Origin of the sequence: Enterobacter sp. P82 (assembly GCF_037053385.1) — a bacterium.
GTDB lineage: Bacteria > Pseudomonadota > Gammaproteobacteria > Enterobacterales > Enterobacteriaceae > Enterobacter.
Map to the genome: position 1 here is coordinate 998,524 of NZ_JBALHX010000001.1, position 24,480 is coordinate 1,023,003.

Annotated in this window: 24 protein-coding genes and 2 pseudogenes; 17 read left to right on the forward strand and 9 right to left on the reverse strand. The window is 50.2% G+C overall.

Features of this window, described 5'->3' with window-relative positions; translation table 11 throughout:
• Positions 1-36 precede the first annotated feature (36 nt).
• The gene (locus WB237_RS04655) at positions 37-1,191 is read left to right on the forward strand and encodes a methyl-accepting chemotaxis protein (protein WP_336210781.1); all 1,155 of its coding nucleotides are present in this window, start codon (positions 37-39) and stop codon (positions 1,189-1,191) included.
• A gap of 33 nt (positions 1,192-1,224) precedes the next feature.
• Here WB237_RS04655 and WB237_RS04660 read toward each other — a convergent pair whose 3' ends face one another.
• Positions 1,225-2,355, reverse strand: a complete 1,131-nt coding sequence (locus WB237_RS04660) for a GGDEF domain-containing protein (protein WP_336210784.1) — start codon at positions 2,353-2,355, stop codon at positions 1,225-1,227.
• A gap of 197 nt (positions 2,356-2,552) precedes the next feature.
• Here WB237_RS04660 and zntB point away from each other — a divergent pair, with 197 nt between their 5' ends.
• From zntB to dbpA, 3 genes are all read left to right on the forward strand, one after another.
• The gene (zntB, locus tag WB237_RS04665; RefSeq protein ID WP_049006940.1) at positions 2,553-3,536 is read left to right on the forward strand and encodes a zinc transporter ZntB; all 984 of its coding nucleotides are present in this window, start codon (positions 2,553-2,555) and stop codon (positions 3,534-3,536) included.
• Positions 3,537-3,810: 274 nt separating this feature from the next.
• The gene (gene ynaL, locus WB237_RS04670) at positions 3,811-3,981 is read left to right on the forward strand and encodes a proline-rich small protein YnaL (RefSeq protein WP_336210787.1); all 171 of its coding nucleotides are present in this window, start codon (positions 3,811-3,813) and stop codon (positions 3,979-3,981) included.
• Positions 3,982-4,008: 27 nt separating this feature from the next.
• Positions 4,009-5,382 carry an ATP-dependent RNA helicase DbpA gene (gene dbpA / locus WB237_RS04675; protein ID WP_336210790.1) on the forward strand — a complete coding sequence of 458 codons (1,374 nt, stop codon included), beginning with the start codon at positions 4,009-4,011 and terminating at the stop codon, positions 5,380-5,382.
• A 42-nt stretch (positions 5,383-5,424) separates the two neighbouring features.
• Here dbpA and ttcA read toward each other — a convergent pair whose 3' ends face one another.
• Positions 5,425-6,360 (reverse strand): tRNA 2-thiocytidine(32) synthetase TtcA, encoded by a 936-nt coding sequence (ttcA, locus tag WB237_RS04680; protein WP_336210792.1) that lies wholly within the window; start codon positions 6,358-6,360, stop codon positions 5,425-5,427.
• A gap of 38 nt (positions 6,361-6,398) precedes the next feature.
• Positions 6,399-6,697 (reverse strand): annotated as a pseudogene (locus WB237_RS04685) (tyrosine-type recombinase/integrase); the annotation flags it as partial.
• Positions 6,698-7,278: 581 nt separating this feature from the next.
• On the opposite strand from WB237_RS04685, the gene WB237_RS04690 reads away from it, so the two are divergent.
• From WB237_RS04690 to WB237_RS04720, 7 genes are all read left to right on the forward strand, one after another.
• The gene (locus WB237_RS04690) at positions 7,279-7,623 is read left to right on the forward strand and encodes a DUF1294 domain-containing protein (RefSeq protein ID WP_336210795.1); all 345 of its coding nucleotides are present in this window, start codon (positions 7,279-7,281) and stop codon (positions 7,621-7,623) included.
• 95 nt (positions 7,624-7,718) lie between these two features.
• The gene (locus WB237_RS04695; RefSeq protein WP_336210797.1) at positions 7,719-8,174 is read left to right on the forward strand and encodes a VOC family protein; all 456 of its coding nucleotides are present in this window, start codon (positions 7,719-7,721) and stop codon (positions 8,172-8,174) included.
• 10 nt (positions 8,175-8,184) lie between these two features.
• Complete coding sequence (locus WB237_RS04700) at positions 8,185-8,733, forward strand: GNAT family N-acetyltransferase (protein WP_028018846.1); 549 nt, start codon at positions 8,185-8,187, stop codon at positions 8,731-8,733.
• 125 nt (positions 8,734-8,858) lie between these two features.
• The gene (locus WB237_RS04705; protein WP_336210800.1) at positions 8,859-9,308 is read left to right on the forward strand and encodes a hypothetical protein; all 450 of its coding nucleotides are present in this window, start codon (positions 8,859-8,861) and stop codon (positions 9,306-9,308) included.
• A 268-nt stretch (positions 9,309-9,576) separates the two neighbouring features.
• Positions 9,577-10,608 (forward strand): methyltransferase, encoded by a 1,032-nt coding sequence (locus WB237_RS04710; RefSeq protein ID WP_336210802.1) that lies wholly within the window; start codon positions 9,577-9,579, stop codon positions 10,606-10,608.
• Positions 10,609-10,699: 91 nt separating this feature from the next.
• Positions 10,700-10,897 carry a hypothetical protein gene (locus WB237_RS04715; protein ID WP_028018848.1) on the forward strand — a complete coding sequence of 66 codons (198 nt, stop codon included), beginning with the start codon at positions 10,700-10,702 and terminating at the stop codon, positions 10,895-10,897.
• 3 nt (positions 10,898-10,900) lie between these two features.
• Entirely contained in the window at positions 10,901-11,308 is a 408-nt protein-coding gene (locus tag WB237_RS04720; protein WP_129323469.1) for a GFA family protein, read from the forward strand.
• 290 nt (positions 11,309-11,598) lie between these two features.
• On the opposite strand, the gene ompC is transcribed toward WB237_RS04720, so the two are convergent.
• Both ompC and nifJ read right to left on the reverse strand, forming a co-directional pair.
• The gene (gene ompC, locus WB237_RS04725; protein WP_336210804.1) at positions 11,599-12,708 is read right to left on the reverse strand and encodes a porin OmpC; all 1,110 of its coding nucleotides are present in this window, start codon (positions 12,706-12,708) and stop codon (positions 11,599-11,601) included.
• A 389-nt stretch (positions 12,709-13,097) separates the two neighbouring features.
• On the reverse strand, positions 13,098-16,622 hold the full coding sequence (gene nifJ / locus WB237_RS04730) for a pyruvate:ferredoxin (flavodoxin) oxidoreductase (protein ID WP_336210807.1): 3,525 nt from the start codon (positions 16,620-16,622) through the stop codon (positions 13,098-13,100).
• A gap of 271 nt (positions 16,623-16,893) precedes the next feature.
• On the opposite strand from nifJ, the gene WB237_RS04735 reads away from it, so the two are divergent.
• Positions 16,894-17,160, forward strand: a complete 267-nt coding sequence (locus WB237_RS04735; protein WP_025759109.1) for a putative hemolysin — start codon at positions 16,894-16,896, stop codon at positions 17,158-17,160.
• On the opposite strand, the gene hslJ is transcribed toward WB237_RS04735, so the two are convergent.
• The 4 genes from hslJ to WB237_RS04755 form a co-directional block, all read right to left on the reverse strand.
• Positions 17,161-17,598, reverse strand: a complete 438-nt coding sequence (gene hslJ / locus WB237_RS04740) for a heat shock protein HslJ (RefSeq protein WP_114977098.1) — start codon at positions 17,596-17,598, stop codon at positions 17,161-17,163.
• Positions 17,599-17,725: 127 nt separating this feature from the next.
• Positions 17,726-17,854, reverse strand: coding sequence for a DUF2474 domain-containing protein (locus tag WB237_RS04745; RefSeq protein WP_032666970.1), 129 nt, complete (start codon positions 17,852-17,854; stop codon positions 17,726-17,728).
• A complete protein-coding gene (cydB, locus tag WB237_RS04750; RefSeq protein ID WP_336210814.1) occupies positions 17,854-18,864 on the reverse strand; it encodes a cytochrome d ubiquinol oxidase subunit II in 1,011 nt (336 codons plus the stop codon). Before cydB ends, WB237_RS04745 begins: the two co-directional genes overlap by 1 nt.
• Entirely contained in the window at positions 18,864-20,264 is a 1,401-nt protein-coding gene (locus WB237_RS04755) for a cytochrome ubiquinol oxidase subunit I (RefSeq protein ID WP_336210817.1), read from the reverse strand. The genes cydB and WB237_RS04755 overlap by 1 nt, the downstream gene beginning before the upstream one ends.
• Positions 20,265-20,656: 392 nt before the next feature.
• On the opposite strand from WB237_RS04755, the pseudogene WB237_RS04760 reads away from it, so the two are divergent.
• The 5 genes and pseudogenes from WB237_RS04760 to WB237_RS04780 all read left to right on the forward strand — a co-directional run.
• Positions 20,657-20,953, forward strand: a pseudogene (locus WB237_RS04760) (hypothetical protein); the annotation flags it as partial.
• 64 nt (positions 20,954-21,017) lie between these two features.
• Positions 21,018-21,320, forward strand: coding sequence for a hypothetical protein (locus WB237_RS04765; protein ID WP_336210820.1), 303 nt, complete (start codon positions 21,018-21,020; stop codon positions 21,318-21,320).
• A 57-nt stretch (positions 21,321-21,377) separates the two neighbouring features.
• Complete coding sequence (locus WB237_RS04770; protein ID WP_336210823.1) at positions 21,378-22,019, forward strand: hypothetical protein; 642 nt, start codon at positions 21,378-21,380, stop codon at positions 22,017-22,019.
• A 730-nt stretch (positions 22,020-22,749) separates the two neighbouring features.
• Positions 22,750-22,938, forward strand: a complete 189-nt coding sequence (gene ymcF, locus WB237_RS04775; protein WP_336210825.1) for a cold shock small protein YmcF — start codon at positions 22,750-22,752, stop codon at positions 22,936-22,938.
• An 82-nt stretch (positions 22,939-23,020) separates the two neighbouring features.
• A complete protein-coding gene (locus WB237_RS04780) occupies positions 23,021-24,430 on the forward strand; it encodes an aminotransferase-like domain-containing protein (RefSeq protein WP_336210828.1) in 1,410 nt (469 codons plus the stop codon).
• Positions 24,431-24,480 lie beyond the last annotated feature (50 nt).

Sequence of the window (24,480 nt, forward strand, 5' to 3'; positions counted from 1 at the left end):
TAAATGCCGACCAAAATATAAAACGTGGGTATAATCATGCTAAGAAATATTAGTGTCAGAACCTTCATTACCTGGTTCCTTTTTTGTCTTTTTTTGGTTAATGCAGGTGTTGTTGTTCTATTTTCCAGCAATGTCTCTCTTTTCGTTTCACTTAATTTATTAAATTTCGTTGCGCTATTTTTACTTTGGGGCTATATGACCAAGTATCTTGTGACACCGATCAATACTGTGAAAAAAAGTATTGAAGAAGTGACCGCAGGCAATCTTGGTGTGTCTATTCCTGAGTTCGGTAATAACTGTGCAGGCAGATTAATCCCCGGGATTAATAGCCTCTCCAGCAACATTGCCACGCTTGTCCGGGAGATCAGGGCATCGTCGCTAACCGCCATGACGTTATCGGATCAACTTTCCTCCCGAAGTGCGCAACTCTCGGTGAAAACGGAGCAACAGTCTGCATCTCTGGTGCAAACTGCGGCCAGCATGGAACAGATGGCTGCGAGCACCAAAAACAATGCCGATAACACCCGGCTGGCGAGCGAACAGGCGAATGTGGCGACGTTACAGGCTCGCAAGGGAGGAGAGCTGATGGGGCAGGTTGCCACCAATATGCAATCCATTACCGAATGCGCGCAGCAGATGACAGAAATTATCTCGCTCATCGATGGTATTGCGTTCCAGACGAACATTCTGGCGCTTAACGCGGCCGTCGAGGCGGCGAGGGCGGGAGACCATGGAAAAGGCTTCTCGGTGGTTGCGGAGGAGGTCAGAAACCTGGCACACCGTAGCGCGGAGGCCGCGAAAAATATCAAAACGCTGATTGAAGTCACCAGCAGTAACGTCACTCAGGGTGCCACTGTTGTGTCTCAGGCAGAAAAGAATATGCATGAAATCGTGGCGGGGTCGGGTAATGTCAGCCGGTTGATGGACGAAATTTCCGCGTCCACATCAGAGCAGGAGAAAGGCATTTCTCAGATCACCCTGGCGTTGTCCGAGCTTGAACGGGTCACGCAAAGCAATGTGGCGATGGCTGAGGAACTCAATGGTTCATCTGATGTGCTGCGTAATCAGGTGATTGAACTTCAGACCCGGACACGTAACTTCCGGCTTAATAACAGTGACGAGGCAGGCATCACGTTGCCATCACATGCGGGTAATTTGTCGTTCCACCCGCGACCCGGTCACTCCCTGTGACGGAACAACAGAGCCTGGTGTACCAGGCTTTTTTTATGCTTCGACCCAGCGATTGCGTCCTTGCAGTTTCGCCATGTACAGTGCTTTGTCCGCACAGCCAATGACGGATTGAGGCGATTGCCCCTGTGTCCAGAGCGTCAGCCCCTGGCTCACCGTTACGTGAGGACTGACTGGGGAAAGGGCGTGAGCGAATGCCTGGCTTTCCAGCATGCGGGAAATGCGTTTCGCAGTCGACCGCACCATGCTGTCATCAGCCTCGGGGAGTAAGACCACAAACTCCTCGCCACCCACCCGGCCAACAATGCCTTCATTTTCCCGGCTCGCAGATTCAAGTACACCCGCAATCATGATCAGACAGCGATCCCCTTGTTGATGGCCGTAATGGTCGTTGTAGAGTTTAAAATGATCGACATCCAGCATAATCAATCCAAATCCTTTCCCATCCTGCTGGTGACTGGCGATTTCCTGGTCCATACGCGCTTCAAAACTTCGGCGGTTGGCTAGCCCGGTTAGTGGGTCTTTGTTGGCGAGCAGACCTAGCTGATGAATAAGGTCGGCGTTTTCTTGTTCACGTTGCAGCGCAAGAATAAACCAGCGGTTAAGGATCCGTCTCCCGGATTCAATTAAACCCGCCAGTAAGACCCATTGCAGGGCGCTAAGGACGGTGAGCTGAGTGGGGTGAAAGAGTGTGGTAACCAGAATTGTCACCCACACTGGGACGATAAACCGTAATAGCACTCTGGGGTCAAAGTAGAGGGAAATGAGTGAAGCAAACAGTAGCAGTGCAGCAAACGGGAAGATGATCCGAATATCTTCACTGGCGATTAATACGTAAAAGCACGTCGCCCAGCAGAGGCTTAACCCAACGACAACACCTCTGGCCAGGCTTCTGAGCCAGGGGGCGTTTTGCAGCGGTGCCATTCGCAGTATAAAAAGTACGCCAGCCGAGAGGGTAAGAATGATAACCATCATGCCTTCCATCAATCCTGCTGGATGAAGGGAAGGTGTTAACACACCGATCGGTGCAAAGTAACGTCGTCCCAGAATAAACAGCGAGAACAATATGTTCACCCACAGGAACCAGGTCATGCTGGTTTTTATCGCTATTGCGCGCATTTCTGCCAGGCGCAAATCGAATGCGACGCAGTTCTTTTTTATGGTCACGCACTTACCCCAGCATATTTTTAGATCAATCTAGCAGCATTTCATTAACTCTAATGATTTGCCTGCGTCTGTCTACAGGAACCTGTTGCAATACGTTCAATTCCTGAGCGATTTCAGGGCGATGCGGCACATAGTTGTTGCTTAACCCCTGATGAAAGCTAGACTGACATCGAAAGAGCTAAAAAGGCGGAGGCGCTGTGGAGAGCATTAAAGGATCTGAACTTAACGTTCCTGACGCAGTATTTGCGTGGGTGTTGGATGGACGCGGCGGGGCCCGACCGCTGGAAGATAGCGATGTCATTGATAACGAACATCCTTGCTGGCTACACCTGAACTACACCCACCCGGACAGTGCTGACTGGCTGGCCTCGACACCGCTCTTGCCTAACAATGTGCGCGATGCGCTGGCGGGGGAAAGCCTGCGACCTCGCGTGAGCAGAATGGGAGACGGAACGTTGATTACCCTGCGCTGCATTAATGGCAGTACGGATGAACGTCCCGATCAGCTGGTTGCGATGCGCGTCTATATGGATGATGGTCTGATTGTTTCCACCCGTCAGCGTAAAGTCCTGGCGCTGGATGACATTGTTAACGATCTGAAGGAAGGTACCGGGCCGATCGACTGTGGTAGTTGGCTGGTGGACGTCTGCGACGCCCTTACCGATCATGCGAGCGAGTTTATCGAAGAGCTGCACGATAAAATCATCGATCTGGAAGATAACCTGCTCGATCAGCAGATCCCACCGCGTGGATTTCTGGCGTTATTGCGTAAGCAGTTGATCGTTATGCGTCGCTATATGACGCCGCAGCGTGACGTATATGCCCGTCTGGCAAGCGAAAGACTTACCTGGATGAATGACGATCAGCGACGCAGAATGCAGGATATCGCCGACCGGCTGGGCCGCGGGCTGGACGAAATTGATTCCTGTATCGCCAGAACGGCAGTGATGGCAGACGAAATCGCCCAGGTGATGCAGGAATCCCTGGCGAGAAGAACCTATACGATGTCTCTGATGGCGATGGTATTTTTACCCAGCACGTTTCTGACCGGCTTGTTTGGCGTGAACCTGGGGGGAATTCCGGGGAATGCCTATCGCTACGGCTTTACCGCGTTTTGCGTCATGTTAGTGGTTGTGATTGGTGGTGTTGCATGGTGGTTACATCGCAGTAAATGGCTGTAAATTTACGTTTTTTTCACGTTTTACGCGGTTCAAAACGCTCTTTTAATTGAGCGAAGTCAATAAACATCTACCCCGTAAGGTGCAATATTACTCCCGCAGGTGAATGCAACGTCAAGCGATGGGCGTTGCGCTCCATATTGTCTTACTTCCTTTTTTGAATTACTGCATAGCACAATTGATTCGTACGACGCCGACTTCATAGTCGGCTTTTTTTTGCCTCCTGTTTGCCAGCGTCTAACCTAAGAGAAGAGTACGCCTAAACCTGGAGGGAATTATGAGCATGCCATTGTTACAGTCCATCCCGATCGGCCCAACCCCCAACGATCCCGTACCGATGCCCGATCCCATCCCGCGTCCGCAGCCAATGCCGGACCCGCCGCCAGATGAAGAACCGATTAAAATGTCGCATCAAACCCCGAGATCTGCGAGGATACGCGCCATCTGACTGCGAAGATGACCACGAGAGATTATTGTGACTGCTTTTTCTACCCTGAATGTTCTGCCTGCCGCCCAACTCGATAATCTTAACGAGTTGGGATATCTCACTATGACTCCTGTCCAGGCTGCCGCGCTGCCAGCCATCCTTGAAGGCCGTGACGTACGCGTGCAGGCAAAAACGGGCAGTGGCAAAACGGCAGCATTCGGGCTTGGGTTGTTGCAGCACATTGATGCTGGTCTGTTCCAGACTCAGTCACTGGTTCTGTGTCCGACGCGCGAGCTGGCAGATCAGGTCGCCGGAGAGCTGCGTCGTCTGGCACGTTTTCTGCCCAATACTAAGATTTTAACGCTATGCGGCGGACAACCGTTCGGTGCACAGCGTGATTCGCTCCAGCATGCGCCGCACATTATTGTCGCGACGCCAGGTCGCCTGCTGGATCACCTGCAAAAAGGCACTGTTTCGCTGGATGCGTTACAAACGCTGGTGATGGATGAGGCCGACAGGATGCTTGATATGGGCTTCAGCGATGCGATTGACGAGGTGATCCGTTTCGCACCCTCCGATCGCCAGACGCTGTTGTTCTCTGCCACATGGCCGGAAGCCATTGCCGCCATCAGCGGCCGCGTGCAGAAAAACCCGCTTACCATTGAAATCGACAGTGTTGATGCCCTGCCAGCCATTGAACAGCAGTTCTTTGAAACTTCGCAGCAGGGAAAAATCCCGCTACTGCAGAAATTGCTTAGCCAGCATCAGCCTGCATCCTGCGTGGTGTTCTGTAATACCAAAAAAGACTGCCAGTCAGTCTGCGATGCGCTAAATGCGGCGGGGCAGAGTGCATTGTCGCTGCATGGCGATCTGGAGCAGCGCGATCGCGATCAGACGCTGGTCCGTTTTGCCAACGGCAGCGCCCGTGTACTGGTTGCGACCGACGTGGCGGCGCGTGGTCTGGATATCAAATCCCTTGAGCTGGTGGTGAACTATGAGCTGGCGTGGGATCCTGAAGTCCACGTCCATCGTATCGGCCGTACGGCACGTGCAGGAAACAGCGGACTGGCGATCAGCTTCTGTGCGCCGGAAGAGGCGCAACGCGCCAATATTCTCTCAGAAATGCTGCAGATTAAGCTGAACTGGATAACCCCACCAGCTGGTGTCAGCCTCGTGCCGCTGGAGGCTGAAATGGCGACGCTGTGCATTGATGGCGGTAAAAAAGCCAAGATGCGTCCAGGTGATGTATTAGGTGCGCTGACGGGAGATGTGGGTCTGGATGGGGTGGATATCGGTAAGATTGCGGTGCATCCGTCACATGTTTATGTGGCGGTTCGCCAGGCGGTTGCTCATAAGGCCTGGAAGCAGCTGCAAAACGGGAAAATTAAAGGGAAAACCTGCCGCGTTCGTCTGCTGAAGTAAAGAATATAGCGTCTCAGAATCTCTTTCTGAGACGCTATTATTTTATTTCACTTCAAGTACGTTCAGACGCAGTTCTTCGAACTGATTGTCATCTTCTTCTGGCTGCCAGCCAGCAGGCTGCATAGGGATCTCTTCCCGATCAAACGCCAGATCGCCGCCATTCACCACCTCTGATTCGTGGTTGATACCTTTGAAGTCGAACAACTCAACATCCGCAAGGTGGGAGGGCACAACGTTCTGCATCGCGCTGAACATGGTTTCGATGCGACCCGGATAACGTTTGTCCCAGTCACGCAGCATGTCGCCAATCACCTGGCGCTGCAGGTTTGGCTGAGAGCCACAGAGGTTACATGGAATGATCGGGAATTCTTTGGCCTGAGAGAAACGCTCAATATCCTTCTCGCGGCAGTAGGCAAGAGGGCGGATGACAATGTGCTTGCCGTCATCGCTCATCAGTTTTGGTGGCATGCCTTTCATCTTGCCGCCGTAGAACATGTTCAGGAACAGTGTCTGCAGGATATCGTCGCGGTGATGGCCCAGCGCAATTTTGGTTGCGCCCAGTTCCGTTGCGGTGCGATACAGAATGCCGCGGCGCAGACGGGAGCAGAGAGAGCAGGTGGTTTTCCCTTCCGGGATCTTCTCTTTCACAATACCGTAGGTGTTTTCTTCAACGATTTTGTACTCAACTCCCAGCTTCTCCAGATATTCCGGCAGAATGTGCTCCGGGAAGCCCGGTTGTTTCTGGTCAAGGTTGACCGCCACCAGGGAAAACTTCACCGGCGCGCTTTGCTGAAGATTACGCAGGATCTCCAGCATGGTGTAGCTGTCTTTACCCCCTGACAGGCAAACCATAATACGGTCACCGTCTTCAATCATGTTGAAGTCTGCAATGGCCTCGCCCACGTTACGGCGCAGTCGCTTTTGCAGTTTGTTCAGGTTGTATTGCTCTTTCTTTGTATTTGCTTGATTTTCTTGCATGTATTACTACCTTCGGAGCCAATAGGGGCAAAAATTTTTCAGCGTGCGAGCTTATCGTTAAGCATCAGCACCTGTTCGCCATTCATTTCTTCAATCCACGCACCGTAGACTTCATAAACCATTTGCGCGTTTTCATGCCCCATCTGGCTGGCTATGAAAGACGGTTAGCGCTGACAGATAAAAGCCAGCAGGCAAAAGTATGCCGCGTATGGTACGGATTCCGGCGGCGAATGCCAGCACGTTTTACAGCAGCGTTAAATCTGGCGCCGATACTTGATAAAGAGTAGTAGGCTTTCTGTTCTTCCTTCCGCATCCGGGGTATGAAAACGAATCGCAGGCTCTAGCAGATCGCTTCGCCAGTGGCGAGACTTTTAGTATCCATGGAAGAAGTAGCGAATCTTCAAGCCGATAAACTTCAACACTGGCCAGACATAATGCTGGATGAAATATAGGGCAGGTGAAACAACCAATGTCGCACCAGTTGCGCAGATTGCGTATACTGCCGAGTCCTTTGCAATTAATGAATAATTTAGGTTAAGTGTTTCAAGGTTAATTGCATTGGTTGTACTGGAACCTACAAATCCAGAGACAAAAACAACCAGGAACACATAAAGTGATGCTGTTATGAGCTTTAAAATTAGCCGAATGTATTTCACGATGAACACCTGCTGAATGAATCCCCCTTTTTACACATAAGCAACGTGTTTAGCTAGCTCATGGTTTACGTTGTTCTAAATGGTATTCTGCACTTCACACCCGAACCCACAAAGGCTGGTTGTGTTGACCTGTTCTCGCGCAAAGTTATTGGCTGGTCAATGCAACTCCGGATGACAAAAGATAAATAGCCTGAGCCTGATACATGCGTGATATCGCGTATAATGTTTCTTCAAAATCGCTTAACATCCACTGGCTTGCTCTATGACTCTCAATCGTTTTTGTTATTTACTCCTGATCCTCGCTGCGGTCGGCAGCATTCTTACCTCGTATCCAGTGGTGATGTGGTTGCTGCAGATCAATGTGCTGACGATGGTTATGTATGGCGCAGATAAAATGGCGGCGCGTAAAGGTATGCGCAGGGTTCCGGAAGCGACGTTGCTGGTATTTGGTGTGACAGGGGGCTGGCCTGGGGCCATTTTGGGGCAACAACTCTTTCGCCATAAAACCCAAAAGCAGCCATTCAAAACGTACTTTTTTATCAGCGTTATCGTCAGCATCGCCGTGATGGCGACAGCTTACCATTTCTCTCCTTTTACCTCTTCATGAGCGTCGGCATGGGCTGGCGAAATGCCTGTTGACATCAAGTTAACTTGAGCTTTTAAGATGCCTGCCACAGGTTGAGAAAGGAGTAACATCTTAAAATGAAAGATATTGATGTCGGTTTTACACATGTCGCGTTCATGGTCAGGGATCTGGATAAGAGTATTGCTTTCTATCGTCGTTACGCGGGTATGGAGGTTATTCATTCGCGTGATCCTGATATTCCTGATGCCCGTAAAGTGGCGTGGCTAAGTGACCATACCCGTCCTTTCGTCCTGGTGCTGGTACAGGCGGACAATGTAACCGATACACCGCTGGGTAATTTTGGGCATCTGGGCATTGCCTGCGCCACCCGTGAAGAACTCGACAGGAAAACGGAGATGGCAAGCGCTGAAGGTGTGTTAAGAAAAGCGCCGGAAGAGTTGGGGGATCCCGTCGGTTACTATGTATTTTTTGCCGACCCTGACGGTAACACGTTAGAACTGTCTTACGGTCAGCGCGTTGGGCTTGAAGCAATCCGAACGGCTCATCCAGAAAACAAAGATAACGGGAGATAAGAGAGAAATAATGGAATACAGATTGCCATTACAAACCTCGCGTTTGTTACTGCGTCCACTGGCATCCGCCGATTTGCCGGAAATTTCGTGCTACCGGAACCAGCCTGAGGTGGCCCGTTTTCAGAGCTGGGATCGTTTTACTATGCAGGATGCGGAGAAATTATATGCTCAGCAGAACACCCTTGCGTTTAACTGCGATGACACGTGGTACCAGATTATCGTTGAACGGCAAATGGACGGGGCTGTAATTGGGGATATTGGTGTTCATTTTTTTGACGAGGGCAGGCAGGCTGAACTGGGTATGACCTTTGATGTGAAATATCAGAATCAGGGTTATGCCCGGGAAGCTATCAATGCCATAATCACGCTGCTATTTACGCACTATAACAAGCACCGGCTTATCGCCGTTGTGGATACACGCAATATTCGCGCTGCAAACCTTTTGCAAAAACTCCATTTTCGTCGGGAGGCCCATTATCGGCAGAACATCTTTTTTAAGGGAGAATGGGGGGATGAATATTGTTATGCCTTGCTGAAAGAGGAACACCTTCGGCATTAACAGAGCGCCAAAAATTTCTTAATACAGACACCGGCACCGCTAATAGTAGTAGGTTTATTCTCAATGGCTTGCTGTTTTTTGCACAATCTGAATAATAAGTGCAACAACACATAAGACAACATCCCATGAAAATTCAATCTATTACACTGGCGATGCTGGCATTCATTGCTGCACCTGCCTGGTCCGCGTTTCAGGAGCGGGAATATAATACATGGTATATAAAAAATGCCGTTCTTTATGACATGACACAAACTTCAGAGGGTTTTCCTGTCATGGTGAGTATATCCCAACCGGAGCGGCGGTCTGCCAATTTGCTGGTGTCTTATATTTCTGAAGGACAATGTGGTGGCGGCAGGAAAGAGCTTAACGTCAATGGCAAAGCACTGCCTGCGCAATATCACTGTGTTCAGGTGGGCCTGAGCAAAATTGAACATTTTTCTGTGATTGATGCTGACAGTGTTAATGGCATGGTGACGCATCTTAAGTCTGATTTCACCATACTGCTTCAAAACGACATAAAGGTATGGGCGGCAAATATTAAAACACCAAAATACGGACTGACGCCCAGATTCTAAATACTGAAATCCCGTCTTTTCACGGGGTTTTAGTAATTATCAATGATTATTTTCTCTATAATAATTTCATTATTTTATTATTCCAAAAAAATGACAAGTGGACTTGTTTTTTTACGTATTGAAAATTCTGTACTTAAAGCGATACGAAATTCTATGAGTTAACTTTGCTAAAGATTCTTTTTATGATGGATAAAGCTCACTTCCAGTCTTACGCTTGCTAACAGCTTTTTAGTTGTTCAACACGTCTGTACTGGTTAAGGAGCAGAATATGACACAGCTTAATAGTCTGGATTCACTCAGCCGTAAAGAAGGGATGTGTTTATTAGAGCAAAGTATGGGTTTTGTCTGGCAGGCAGCACTTAGGGCAGTTGCGGTGTTAGGCGTCGCGGACCATCTGGTCGAAGGAAAAAAATCAATTAAGCAACTGGCCCTGGAGCTTAATGTCGATCGCGACTATCTGCATAGAATCATGCGATTATTATCCTCCCGTGGGGTGTTCAACGAATTAACTGAAGACGAATACAGTCTTAGCCATTCAGCAAAATTCCTTTGTTCTGAGTATGAATTTTCCTTGCGTGCAGCGGTACTTATGCTGACCGATCCCACTTTCTGGCAGCCAGCGTCCAGAATGGATGAAATATTACAAGGCAAACCTGTTTTCAATGAATTGTTTGGTAAGCCTTTTTACGAATACTGGCAGCATGATGACACGGTTACGGGCAGCAATATTTTTCATGCCGGTATGGCATCTATGTCATCCGTGGAAAATGAAGTCATTGTGGATTGCTATGCGTTCCCTCATCACGCCGTCGTTGCAGATATCGCCGGAGGACTGGGGAATTTATTACTGGCTGTTTTACGTCGAAATCCTGGCCTAACCGGGATCCTTTTTGACCAAAAGGATGTGCTTGCGCGGAACCGACTGCATTTGCTGAATGACGATCGCCGGTGGAGGACGGTAGAGGGTAGCTTTTTTGAGACCTGTCCTGATGCGGATATTTATCTCCTTAAATACATCTTGATGGATTGGCCAGACGCGAAAGCCGTTCAGATACTGCAGTGCTGCAGAAAGGCAATGAAAGAACGTTCACGATTATTGGTTTTTGAACCCCTTATCAAAGACGAAAATAATGAGCAGGGACGGTATGAGATTGACCTGCTTCTTTTAACAAGCTTTGACGGAGGGCGGGCAAGGACAAAATCTGAATATCAGAACTTGTTTGAACAGGCGAATCTTAAGTTAAATACAATAATAAACACCCGCTCGTACCTGTCGATACTCGAAGTCGTACCTGTTTGAACCGCTTTCATGGTATTAACAGAGCAGTTGAACACCATTCCGTTTTAACATATTCCTGCTACGCTTTTCTGTTGTAAAAGGGAGCTCGAATATGCAAAACAAAGATGAACAAACAGGTTTAGTGGGGCTGGCGATCGGTGCCGCCGTCATTGGGCTGGTTTCAGCGCAGAAACCGATTGATCGCGATAGCATCGTCAATGAACTGGTCAGGCTGGGCAGGCAGAAAGGTGATGGTGTTGAGGATGAAGTTTTCGTCAAAGCTGCCGCACTTGTGAGGAAAGGGGTGTAACCGATGGGTGAAATTCGTCATGCGCAGTGCCATTGTGGCGCGGTGGTATTCACCGTCGAGCTTTCTGATGGCTTTAATACTGCGCGGCGCTGCAGCTGTTCTTTCTGCCGAATGCGGGGGGCTGTGGCGGTATCCGCGCCGTTATCGGGGATTACCGTAACCAAAGGTGAGGATAAGCTCACGGAGTACCGATTTAACACGGGTACGGCCCGGCATTTCTTCTGCTCAATATGCGGGATTTATACGTTCCATCAGCGGCGTTCCAACCCGAACGAATACGGTGTGAATGTTGCCTGTTTTGAAAACGTATCGCCGTTCGACTTCCCGGAGGTTACGGTGATGGACGGAGTTAACCATCCTATGGACGGGGGGAGCGGAGTTTTTGGCTATCTCTCTTTTCGCAAAAAATGAGTGTTTTCAGGATTAAGGCTAACCAGCATCCAGGTGGTTCAGAAGAGCGCTGAGGTGACCAACAATATCACCAAAATCAAAAATTAGCGCCATCCACAGAAGCGCTAAAAGAGTAAGTACTGCAACGGATACACGACTTAACAACACTGTTGTCCTTAGTGATGAAAGGGCTAAACCATAAGTGTAACCAGCTTTCTTTCAACTAACTCTCAACCAGTTCGTCAGAAACTCTCCATTTTGTGACGTGGTTCAAAAAAAATGGGCCCGCATAATTTTGCGGGCCCGGACAATTAGAACTGGTACACCAGGCCTAACGCAACAACATCATCGGTACCGATGCCGTTGTTCTTGTAGAAACTGTCATCTTCGTCCAGCAGGTTGATTTTATAATCAACATAGGTGGACATGTTTTTGTTGAAATAATAGGTAACGCCTACGTCAGCATATTTAACCAGATCCTGATCGCCCTGACCGTTGCCCAGGTCTTTACCTTTAGACTGCAGGTAGGACAGGGTTGGACGCAGACCGAAGTCGAACTGGTATTGTGCGGTGATTTCGAAGTTCTGAGTTTTGTTCGCCACGGCGTCGGTATTATCACCATAAGGCGTCATGTTACGGGTTTCAGAATACATTGCCGCCAGGTAGATATTATTGGCGTCATATTTCAGACCAGCTGTCCAGGCATCGGCTTTGTCACCACCAGCCGTGGTATTCATGACCTGCTCGTTGGTACGGTCAGAAGAGGTATAGGCCGCACCTGCGCTGATTCCCATACCAAAGTCATAGGTGGTAGAGATACCGAAGCCGTCACCGTTTTCATGGCGTGTGTCACGGCCATTGTTGGTACCTTCCTGGTTGTTGCTGGCGTCTTCATTCTTACCCTGATACTGCAGAGCAAAGTTCAGACCCGGTACCAGACCATAGAAGTCGGTGTTACGGTAGGTTGCCACACCGTTCGCACGGCCGGTCATAAAGTTGTCAGCTTTGGTGTAGGAGTCGCCACCGAATTCTGGCAGCATATCTGTCCAGCCTTCAATGTCGTAAAGAACGCCATAATTACGGCCGTAATCGAAGGAACCGTAGTCACCCACTTTTACACCCGCGAAGGCCAGACGTGTCCAGGACTGGTTATCTGAGCCTTCAGTGTTGTTCGCCTGAATGTTGTATTCCCATTGTGCGTAACCGGTCATCATGTTGTTGATCTGGGTTTCGCCCTTGAAACCCAGACGCATGTAGGTCTGATCGCCATCAGCGCCTTTATCGTCGGAGAAGTAGTGCAGACCATCTACTTTTCCGTACAGATCTAATTTGTTTCCGTCTTTATTATAAATTTCTGCTGCATGTGCAGCACCAGCCATTAACAGAGCCGGAATCATCAGAGCCAGTACTTTTCTTTGCATTGTGATATTCCTTTGCAGTTGTTTTTATTTAATTACCTGTTGAACTTTCAGAATGAGAAAGTTGTCTCATGCTAAATCACTCCTGTGTAAGAGTAATAAAATATAATTGTTACGAATTAAGTAAAATCTAAACCAAATAAAACCACGGAAATAGCCATTAGTTGTATGAATGATTTGCGGTGAATCATATAAAATAAAAATTATTAATAATGAGTTAAGTAAGCTAGTCTCTGTGCCGTTATATGCCTTTAAGATTATTCATCCATAATTTGCATGAATGCTATTTACTTTGCTAAATAGATATTTATTAATTAACTGGATTAGCCCGATGTGATTACATCGGGCTTTTTTTATGGCAAAAAAATGCCCGGACAAGCCGGGCGGGGGGATTAATCACTGGTTGATTTTTCAGCTTTACCTGCCATTTGAGCCAGGAAATCATACCGTTTTTGCAGGTCTGCGGCGGCATCTTTCCACAACTGTTCAGCTACCTCAGGCTGTTGCGCATTAAGGCGGCGGAAGCGTTGCTCCTGCATTAATGTCTCGGCCAGGGCATCTGACGGTGGACGCGAATCCAGCGCCAGCGGTAACTTGCCCTCGTCCGCACGGCGCGGGTCGTACCGGTACAGAGGCCAGAAGCCGGTAGCCGTCAGCTGACGCATCTGATCGTGGCTGAGAGCCAGGTCGTAGCCATGCTCTTCGCATGGGCTGTAAGCAATGATTAACGACGGGCCAGGATACGCTTCCGCCTCCTGGATGGCTTTCACCGTCTGGTTAAGTTGCGCACCCAGTGAGATTTGCGCGACGTAAACGTGGCCGTACATCATCATGCTCACACCGAGATCTTTGCGTGCCTTACGTTTCCCGTGTTCACCAAATTTTGTAACGGCGCCCAATGGCGTAGCCTTCGACGCCTGGCCGCCAGTATTGGAATAACACTGTGTATCCAGAACCAGAATGTTGACGTTTTCGGTCAGGCTCAACACGTGATCCAGCCCGCCAAAACCAATATCGTAAGCCCAGCCGTCACCGCCAATCAGCCAGATCGATTTTTCAACCAGGGCGTCAGCGTCAGTCAGAAGTTGTTCTGCACCCGCCACCCCCTGAAGGGCATGACGCAGCTCAGCAACTTGCTCGCGACGAACTTCTGGTGTGGCTTCTGCGCGTAGTGCCTCATTGAGCTCAGCAGGGATCTGCCCGGCAAACTGTTCCAGCAAACGCATCACTCGAGCGCGATGCTGGTCGACGGTCAGACGGAAGCCGAGACCAAATTCGGCATTATCTTCGAACAATGAGTTTGCCCATGCCGGGCCTCGACCATTCGCGTCGGTGGTGTACGGCGTGGAGGGCAGGTTACCGCCGTAGATAGATGAACAGCCGGTGGCATTGGCAATCAACATTCGGTCGCCGTAGAGCTGAGTCAGCAGCTTAATATAAGGCGTTTCACCGCAGCCAGAGCAGGCACCAGAGTACTCGAATAACGGCGTGATGAGTTGCGACGTTCGAATATCAATACGTTCCAGCTTGCTGCGATCGATTTCCGGCAAATTCAGGAAGAAGTCATAGTTTACTTTTTCTTCTTCAACGTGCTCCAGACGCGACATCATATTGATGGCTTTGATATTCGGGTCCTGTCTGTCTTTCGCCGGGCACACCTCGACGCACAGATTACAACCGGTGCAATCTTCCGGTGCGACCTGCAAAACGTATTTCTGTCCGCGCATATCACGCGATTTCACATCCAGAGAATGCAGGCTGGCCGGAGCATCCACCATTGCTTCCGGGGAAACTACTTTGGCGCGAATGGCCGAATGTGGGCATGCCGCTACACAGTGATTGCACTGGGTACACAGATCTTCTTTCCAGATGGGTATCTCTTCGGCGATGTTGCGTTTTTCCCACCGCGTGGTCCCCATTGGCCAGGTTCCATCTGGCGGCAGGGCAGAGACGGGAAGGGCATCGCCCAGCCCGGCCAGCATTGCCGCCGTCACGGTCTTGACGAAATCAGGCGCCGCATCAGAGACCACCGGAGGACGATTTGGGCTTGCAGCATTCACCGGTTGTAGCGCTACCTCAAACAGAGATTCGCGAGCGAGTGCCAGCGCCTGCCAGTTGCGTTCGACCAGTTCCTGCCCCTTGCTGCTGTAGCTTTTGGCAATTGCGCCCTGCAGTTCCATGAGTGCACTGTCGCCAGGCAGGATGTTGGTCAGATGGAAAAAGGCCATTTGCATAACGGTATTAATACGCGCGGCCAGACCACATTCGCGGGCAATTTTCGCAGCGTTAACCACATAAAAACGGGCTTTCTTCTGGTTGAGGACCGCCTGTACTTCCTGCGGCAGACGCGCCCAGACTTCGTCTGCACTGTATGGCGTATTCAGCAGGAAAATACCGCCGGGTTTCAGGCGCTCAGCCATCTGGTATTTATCAATAAACTGTAGCTGGTGGCAGCCAACAAAATCAGCCTGCGAAATAAGATAAGCCGAGCGGATGGGGTGTTCACTCACGCGCAGGTGGGAAACGGTCAGACCACCAGCTTTTTTGGAGTCATAGACGAAGTATCCCTGGGCATACCACGGGGTAGAATTGCCGATGATTTTGATGTTGTTTTTGGTCGCCGAGACGCTGCCGTCGCTGCCCAGACCATAGAACAGTGCCTCAAGTTTGGCATTCGATGGTAACGTGTTTTCTGGCAAAGCCAGGGAAAGGTTAGTCACATCATCATAAATACCCACCGTAAAACGAGGCTTCGGTTTCGCTTCATTTAACTCGTTAAATACCGCCAGCACGCAGTCCGGTCCAAACTCTTTGGAGGACAAACCATATCTGCCGCCGATCACGCGCGGTAGCGTTTCACGTTCGCCGTTATTAAATGCTTCAGCCAGCGCGGTCATGACATCCAGATACAGGGGTTCCGCGTGTGCGCCGGGCTCTTTGGTACGGTCAAGTACCGCCACAGCACGTGCGCTTTCAGGTAGAGCGGAAAGCAGATGTTTAGCCGAGAACGGACGATAGAGACGCACCTTAAGCACGCCAACTTTTTCGCCGCGCGTCAGCAGCTCGTCAACCACCTCTTCACAGGTTCCAATGGCGGATCCCATCAGCACAATCACGCGTCCTGCCTGCGGGTGGCCGTAGTACTCGAACGGTTTGTATTCTCGACCGGTTGCGGCGGCAAAATCAGTCATCGCCTGTTCAACATGGTCGTAAACCGCGTTGTACCATGGGTTCGTGGCTTCACGGGACTGGAAATAGGTATCTGGATTCGCGGAAGTCCCACGGATTACCGGATGCTCCGGGTTAAGGGCGCGGGCGCGATGGGCATCGATTTCCGCCTGCGGCAGAAGATTCAGAATTGTGTCGTCAGCCAGCGGGACGATTTTGTTGATTTCGTGAGACGTGCGGAAACCATCAAAGAAGTGAATAAATGGGACGCGACTTTTCAGCGTGGCGATATGCGAAATTAAGGCAAAGTCTTGTGCTTCCTGTACGCTGCTGGCACAAAGCATCGCACAGCCCGTCTGGCGCACGGCCATTACGTCGGAGTGGTCACCGAAGATGGAAAGGGCGTGGGTGGCAATGGTTCGTGCTGCAACATGCAGAACGAAGGGGGTGAGTTGACCGGCGAGCTTGTACAGCGTCGGGATCATTAATAACAATCCCTGAGAAGAGGTAAACGACGTGGAGAGCGCGCCTGTCTGAAGCGCACCATGTACCGTGGCAATCGCACCGGCTTCAGACTGCATTTCAACCACTCTTGGGACATCTCCCCAGACGTTTTTTAAGCCATTTCCCGCCCAGGCATCTGCCTGCTCAGCCATGGTAGAACTTGGCGTGATTGGATAGATGGCGATAACCTCACTGGTGCGAAACGCGACTGAGGCAACTGCACCATTACCGTCAATAGTTTGCATAGGACGACACCCTTACATTGCGCAAAATTAGAGGGGCTGCCATCAGACGACGAGCCCTGAATATTATCTCTTTAGTCTAGCAAACAGGGGATTCGACGATTTTCGCTTTTGTGTCCTCGGTATTCTCGGCATCAATGAGTAGATCAACGTTTTGCCAAAAAAATTGCGAGAAATTGTTTCCGGGGCGCATAAATACGCACTTCCGCTCTCGACGACATGGGATGTGATGCCTATTATGCATAGGTTTCGCATTATTCATGGGGGAGAGAACATGCGCTCAGCATTTTTGGTAGGGTGTGCCGCGTTATTATTGTCGGCATGTAGCAGTGAACCAGTTCAGCAGGCAACGGCGGCCCACGTAGCGCCCGGAATGAAAGCGGCGATGTCCAGCTCCGGTCAGGCCAACTGCGCGATGATTGGTGGTTCGTTGTCTGTTGCCCGCCAGCTTGACGGTTCTGCTATCGGGATGTGCGCCTTGCCAAACGGCAAACGCTGCAGCGAACAGTCGCTTGCCGTTGGAACTTGCGGTAACTACTGATTATTCTGCACGCTTAAACAACAGCGTTTTATCGGCTGTCGCCAGCGTTAACTGGTCTTCTGTCAGGTCGACCTGCGCCCCTTTGCGCAGCATGTCGCCGATGGCGTGATCCAGTTCGTTAAGCTGCGGTTCAGTACAAAGTTTACGCGTCATGGCCAGACCGCTGACTTTCAGCTCGCCTTCGGACAATTTCCCTTGCCCGTTGAAGCGATTACACATCTGGCCTGAAACACGAATGTTATTCACCAGGCTAATATCTGGCAGGGCGCTAAAGCTGATCTCAGGTTGCGTTGTTGTGGCCTTCACGGCTTTGCCGTCCACATTTTCCAGAACAAAACGATGGTTCTTCAGTTGCTCCGGCTGAACGGAAGCTTTCCCCGGATTAACACAACCGGTTAGGACCAGGCTAATAACACTTAACGCAATGAGCTTTTTCATTTTTCTTCTCAAACTATAAATATCGTGAATCTTTTTACAGTGTAACGATACGCTGTCGTGCGTTAATGGGGTTTATCTGAAAGTGCGGGCAGGTGTCGGGCAACGAAGACGTTGCCCGACATGAAGATTAGTGAGATTTAAACCCTGCGGCTGTCATCAACATACGAAAGAACATACTGACCGCAGCCAGCGCCAGTACGCTTCCGCCCCAGATAATGGCCAGCCACATCAATCTTTTCCAGACAGGTTGTTGCATCAGTGATAACCCTCCCCATGCTGAACTTTTCCGCGAAACACGTAGTAACTCCAGAAGGTGTAGACCAGGATAATGGGAATGATCAACAACGCGCCCACCAGCATAAAGCCCTGGCTTTGCGTCGGCGCGGCGGCCTGCCACAGGGTGATTGACGGTGGAATGATATGCGGCCAGATGCTGATCCCAAGACCGCTAAAGCCGAGGAATATCAATCCTAACGTCAGGATGAATGGGCGATTATGGCTTGCGGGATTATTGAGGCAACGCCACTGATACAGGCTCAGGAGCACCACCAGCACCGGAACAGGCAACAGATAAAACAGATTCGGCAGCGTGAACCAGCGCGCGGCGATGGCTGGCTGGGCCAGCGGTGTCCAGATACTGATTGCGGCAATGAAGGCCAGAAGAGTGATTAACAGCGTTCTGGATACTTCACGCATCCGCTGCTGAAGGGCATTTTCACTTTTCATCACCAGCCATGTAGAGCCTAACAGCGCATAAGCCACCACCAGACCGGCACCGCAGAACAGGTTAAACGCGGTGAACCATTCAAAGGGCCCGCCAGTATAGGCCCGGCCAGTCACGGTAAAGCCGTTGATCACTGCGCCTACCGTGACACCCTGGGTAAACGTAGCCAGAATTGAACCACCAATAAACGCTTTATCCCAGAAGGGACGGTGCGCCGGCGTTGCTTTAAAGCGAAACTCGAATGCTACGCCACGGAAAATAAGTCCGATCAGCATTAATGTCAGCGGGATGGTGAGGGCATCAATGATCACCGCATAGGCCAGTGGAAATGCACCGAACAGGGCCGCACCGCCGAGCACCAGCCAGGTTTCATTTCCGTCCCAGACCGGGGCGACGCTGTTGACCATCACATCGCGATCGTCGGCGTTTTGTGTCGCCGGAAACAGGATACCTATCCCGAGATCAAAACCGTCCATCACGATATACATCAGTGTGGCGAAGACGATGATGACAAACCAGATAATGGAAAGATCGATACCCATTATTGCTGCTCCTTATGTTCAGTTGTGACGGCAGAGAGTGGGCGTGCCGGACGTCCGTCTGATTCGGTGGCATAAGTTTCATGAGGCTGCGGACCTTTCCTTATAAGGCGCACCATATAGCTGTAACCCACGCCAAACACCGAGGTGTAAACGACGAAAAAGGCCAGCAAACTCACGCTCATATGCAGGTCACCATGTGCTGAAACCGCATCTTTCGTTCGCTGCAGACCGTAAACAACCCACGGCTGGCGGCCCACTTCGGTGGTGATCCATCCGGCCAGAATCGCAATCAGCCCGGATGGCCCCATCAACAGGGCAAACCACAGGAAAGGGCGAGAAGCGTAAACGCGCTTTTTATAGCGTAACCACAGCGCCACAACGCCGAGCAGCAACATCAGCATGCCTAAGCCGGCCATAATGCGGAATGACCAGAAGACGATGGTCGAGTTCGGGCGGTCTTCCTTCGGGAACTCCTTGAGAGCCGGAACCTGTTTATCCAGGCTGTGCGTCAGGATAAGACTCCCCAGCGCAGGGATCTCCAGACCAAAGCGGGTGCGCTCCTGTTCCATATCCGGCCAGCCAAACAGCAGCAGCGGGGTGGGTTCTCCTGGCGGGTTTTCCCAATGACCTTCAATGGCGGCGATTTTAGCGGGCTGGTGCTTTAGCGTGTTCAACCCGTGCATATCACCGACCATGGCCTGGATGGGGGCGACAATTAGCGTCATCCACAGCGCCATAGAAAACATAGCCCGGATGGCAGGAGTATTATTCCCGCGCAGCAGATGCCATGCCGCGGAAGCGCCGACAAACAACGCGCTGCTGAGAAACGCGGCTATCGACATATGCAGCAGTCGGTAAGGGAAGGAGGGGTTAAACACCACGGCGAACCAATCCACCGGCACGACCTGACCGTTGATGATCTCATAGCCTTGCGGGGTCTGCATCCAGCTGTTTGATGAGAGGATCCAGAAGGTGGAAATAATGGTCCCCAGTGCCACCATACAGGTGGAGAAGAAATGCAAACCAGGCCCGACTTTGTTCCAGCCGAAAAGCATCACGCCAAGGAAACCAGCCTCCAGGAAGAAGGCGGTCAGCACTTCATAGGTTAGTAGCGGGCCGGTAATACTGCCTGCAAACTGCGAAAAACCACTCCAGTTGGTACCAAACTGGTAGGCCATCACCAACCCGGAGACAACGCCCATACCAAAATTAACGGCAAAAATCTTCGACCAGAAATGGTACAGCGAGCGCCAGACCGGATTTTTGGTTTTCAGCCACAGGCCCTCTAGCACAGCAAGATAGCTGGCCAGACCGATGGTGATCGCCGGGAAAATTATGTGAAAGGATACGGTAAAAGCAAACTGTATCCGTGCAAGGTGAAAAGCATCCAAACCAAACATGCAAAACTCCGCGATGTAATTATGTCGATGCCATTCTAAGCCGCGCCGGCTCTGGGTTGCAGAGACAGACCTGATCTATTTACCTATAACAGTTTGCCCTACGTAAACCTCTTACCCAAAACCGCTCACTTACTAAGTAGCAATAAACGTTCATCCATCTTCTCGCTCATCGTGGTACATCTCCGTCATCACTACAGATTTATGACCCAGCAGCTGTTGGGTAAGCGACAAGCGCCATCAGTTAATCATAGAAACCCCGACAAGCCAGCGAAATCAGGGGCTCAAAGGGGTCGGGAATATCATGAGCGTAAAAAGCTTGAGGCTCAGTCAAGTGAGGCCGTAACGCAAAGTAACGTTACTGAAACGTCACGTAACGATGTAACGCCTCAGATAACGACCAGTGCAACGTCGATTTGTTGGTGCTTGACGACGTGGACGTGCAGCGAGAATCACGCGCTGAATGGGGGGGGCTGAATCAGATTGTGGATCGCCGCCTGGCCTCCATGAAGCCGATCGGCGTGCTGACGATCCTAAACCGCGGAGAACTCGAACGGGGGCCGCGCGTCATGGATCGCCTGACGATGGACGGTGGCATGTGGGTAAATTTTGATTGGAGGAGTTTCCGTAAAAACGTGCGGTACCTCCGTGTGGTTAAGTGCTCCGAACTGGGATTAGTACTACAATGCTAATAAAATTGTTCAAGCAGTATGAAATTCATGCTAAGTTTGTGCCATCAAAAAGGTGGGCGAAAAGATGAGTAAGAACAAAAACTATAGCCTTGGCTTCACAAGCACTGACATTGCGAGAATTGCCAAAAATTCCACAACTGAAGTTGCGTCAAAGCAGCTAGTGACAGCACGCGAAGCTGGTAAAATGGTAGCCCGAAGTGTAATGACTGGGCGCTTTCAAGATGCAACAGTTAGAAAAACAGTAAACAAAACCAACCTTGATGGGAAGGGTGTTGCTGGATCCGTTCGGTCTCAGCTGTCATCTAGTTATTCATCCAAAGAAGCAGTATATATGTTTAATCAGGCTTTTAAAAAAGCACGAGCCTAATTATAAATTTATTAAAAGCGCCTCCTTATTAGGGGGCGTTTTTATGCTTGGTGGAATATGACACACAATAAAAAATGGGTGTTTTCTGAGTTAGTTAAGGATTCGAACGACCTAAGTCAGCTTATCGCCTATGCGATTTATAAAGCTGATAAGGACGGCGTAGCCATTGGTTATCGAGCGCAGGGAAAGAGTGAGGCAGAGATTCAAGCCAAACTAGATGATTATCATGATTCTGTAGCTACGACGCCACGGCTACAGCAGAGCTGTCATGAGCGGGCATCCGCTCTCATTTTTACGCTTGTTAATGACATTGCTGCTGAAACGCAACAAAAAGCAACCCAGCAAATCAATGCCATCAATGCTGAACATAAAAAAGCTCTTGCCAAAGAAGGCAAAAAAGCAGTTGAGGAATATCATAAAAAAATAAAACAAAGCGTTGCAGAAAAACAAACCAAATGGGAATGGTTGAAGGAATTCACTATATCTGGCTTTTCTGGTGTGTGGGCGACAATCGTTCTCATTGTTGCCGTCTGGATAATAAGTATGGCAGCGGCACCGAAAAGTGAAAGAGATCACCTTACGGGGAACTTGTTCCAGCGGATGTGGAACTATGTGAATTCGTCACCACTGCCAGAGGCCGAGGCTGCGAATGGTACGGATACATCAAAAGCAACGTCAGGCCAACCGGCGAAGCCATAGCAGTTCAGAACGAGAGACCGACAAACAACCCGCGTTGGCGGGTTTTTTCATTCCTCTTGCATGAATTAGGGCACTTGGTAATGCATGAGGGGATTCACTCTCTAAAACCAGCACGCAAAAGTATTGGTCCGTAATCCTTCGCATCATGTGTACGCTCAAGCTTAATGCCGCCAGCTACTATGGCTCGACGGGTAAACTTTGCGCATTCGTTGTGAGAGTGTCCAAACGCATGCGAACGGAGATAAGAAATAGCCGTGTCTTTATTCCAACTCATTCTTAGTTATCTCAAGTAAAGTAAGAACGAAATTCTTACGTGATTAGTGTTAAACCGCAGGGGGTTAAATCGCTTCTGTTGATACTCCCTGTTTTGTAAGGGCAGTAGGCAAAAAGTGTTATTTAAAATATTTATATTTCATGGTGTTATGTGAGTGGGGATTCTGTACATCAATATTTAAACCTGAGCTGAGCATTACGGAATAAAAACAATTTTTTTTATGAATTTTCCGCATTAAACTGCTTGCTTTGTCTTCAACTCCATGCGTTAATGATCCTCTGGTTTTGAGTCCAAAAAAATATCTGACGTAGTTTTATAAAGTAGTCCTCATCACGTTGTGCCTCTCCGCAGCCGCTCCTGGTTCTCTTTCTACACTCCGATTAGTTTTTGTTTCAAACCACTATCGCCTGAAAGGCCCATTAGCAATATACGTTTTAACGTTCACAGGAGAATCCTATGACTTCTTACATTCATTTCCGCTGCCCATGCTGTCATGGTTCGCAGTACCGTACCTCAGTCTTTGATGTGTCTGAGAAAAACCCGTTTGGCGCGAAATGCATTTTTTGCAAATCGTCGATGATCACGCTCGATCACCTGACCGCTACACATTCAGCCCAGAGCCACGTTATCGAGTACCGCAAGTAATCAACACCGCTTTTCATAACAGTTAGCAAAAACTTCTCTTTTTCTCCTGCTGATATACACTGTCGGCATTAAGGAGAATCTGATGAAAAAATACCAGCGTCTGGCGCAACAAATTATCTCGCAGATTGAGCTTGGCGTATGGTTGCCGGGCGATAAGTTGCCTTCTCTGCGCGAACAGGTGGTGAGCAGCGGCATGAGTTTTATGACCGTTGGCCACGCGTACCAGATGCTGGAAAGTCAGGGGCGCATCGTCGCCAGACCGCAGTCGGGCTATTACGTTGCCTCGCGCCCGACGGCACAACAGCCTGCTCCGCCTGCCCAGGTGATGCGTGACGAAGTGGTCGACATCAACACCTATATCTTCGACGTATCGCAGGCCAGCCGCGATCCATCGGTTGTTCCTTTTGCTTCCGCATTTCCCGATCCCCGACTTTTCCCGCTTCAGCAGCTCAACCGCTCGCTGGCAAATGTCAGCAAAACGGCGACCGCAATGAGCGTCATTGAAAATCTTCCTCCGGGTAATGTTGACCTTCGCCACGCTATTGCCCGGCGCTATGCCCAGCAGGGGATGAATATCTCACCTGAAGAGATCGTCATTACCGCTGGCGCGCTTGAAGCACTGAATCTCAGTTTGCAGGCAGTGACTGAACCTGGGGATTGGGTGATCGTCGAGAATCCCTGTTTCTACGGCGCATTGCAGGCGCTGGAACGCCTGAAACTCAAGGCACTGTCGATTGCGACGGATGTCCGCGAGGGGATCGACCTGAATGCGCTTGAGCAGGCGCTGAATGAATACCCGGTAAAAGCCTGCTGGCTCATGACCAATGGGCAAAACCCGCTTGGCTTTACGCTGAGTGCAGAGAAAAAAGCGCATCTGGTTGCGCTGTTAACGAAACATAACGTCACCCTGATTGAGGATGATGTCTATAGCGAGCTTTACTTCGGCCGGGAAAAACCGCTTCCGGCGAAGGCCTGGGACCGGGAGGACATGACACTGCACTGCTCATCCTTTTCGAAATGTCTGGTGGCAGGGTTTCGTATCGGCTGGGTGGCGGCGGGAAAACATGCGCGACGCATTCAGCAGTTACAGCTGATGAGTACGTTATCGACCAGTTCTCCGATGCAACTGGCGCTGGTGGACTATCTGGCGACTAAACGTTACGACGCGCATCTGCGGCGTCTGCGGCGCACGCTGGCCGAGCGAAAGCAGCAGGCCTGGCAGTCCCTTTTGCGGCATATGCCTGCCGGGGTCAAAATTCACCATAATGATAGCGGCTACTTTTTATGGCTGGAGCTTCCGGCGCAACTGGATGCAGGGCTGCTTAGCGAAAAGGCCTTAATTCACCACATTAGTATTGCCCCCGGAAAGATGTTTTCCACCTCTGACGCCTGGACGCCATTCTTTCGTTTTAATACATCCTGGGCATGGGGGGAGCGTGAAGAACAGGCGGTTATTCAGTTGGGGAAATTAATTAGCACTATGCTGAAATAAACTTTTCTTACCTTCATTTAAATAATCATTCCTTATTCGTATGGCGGCAC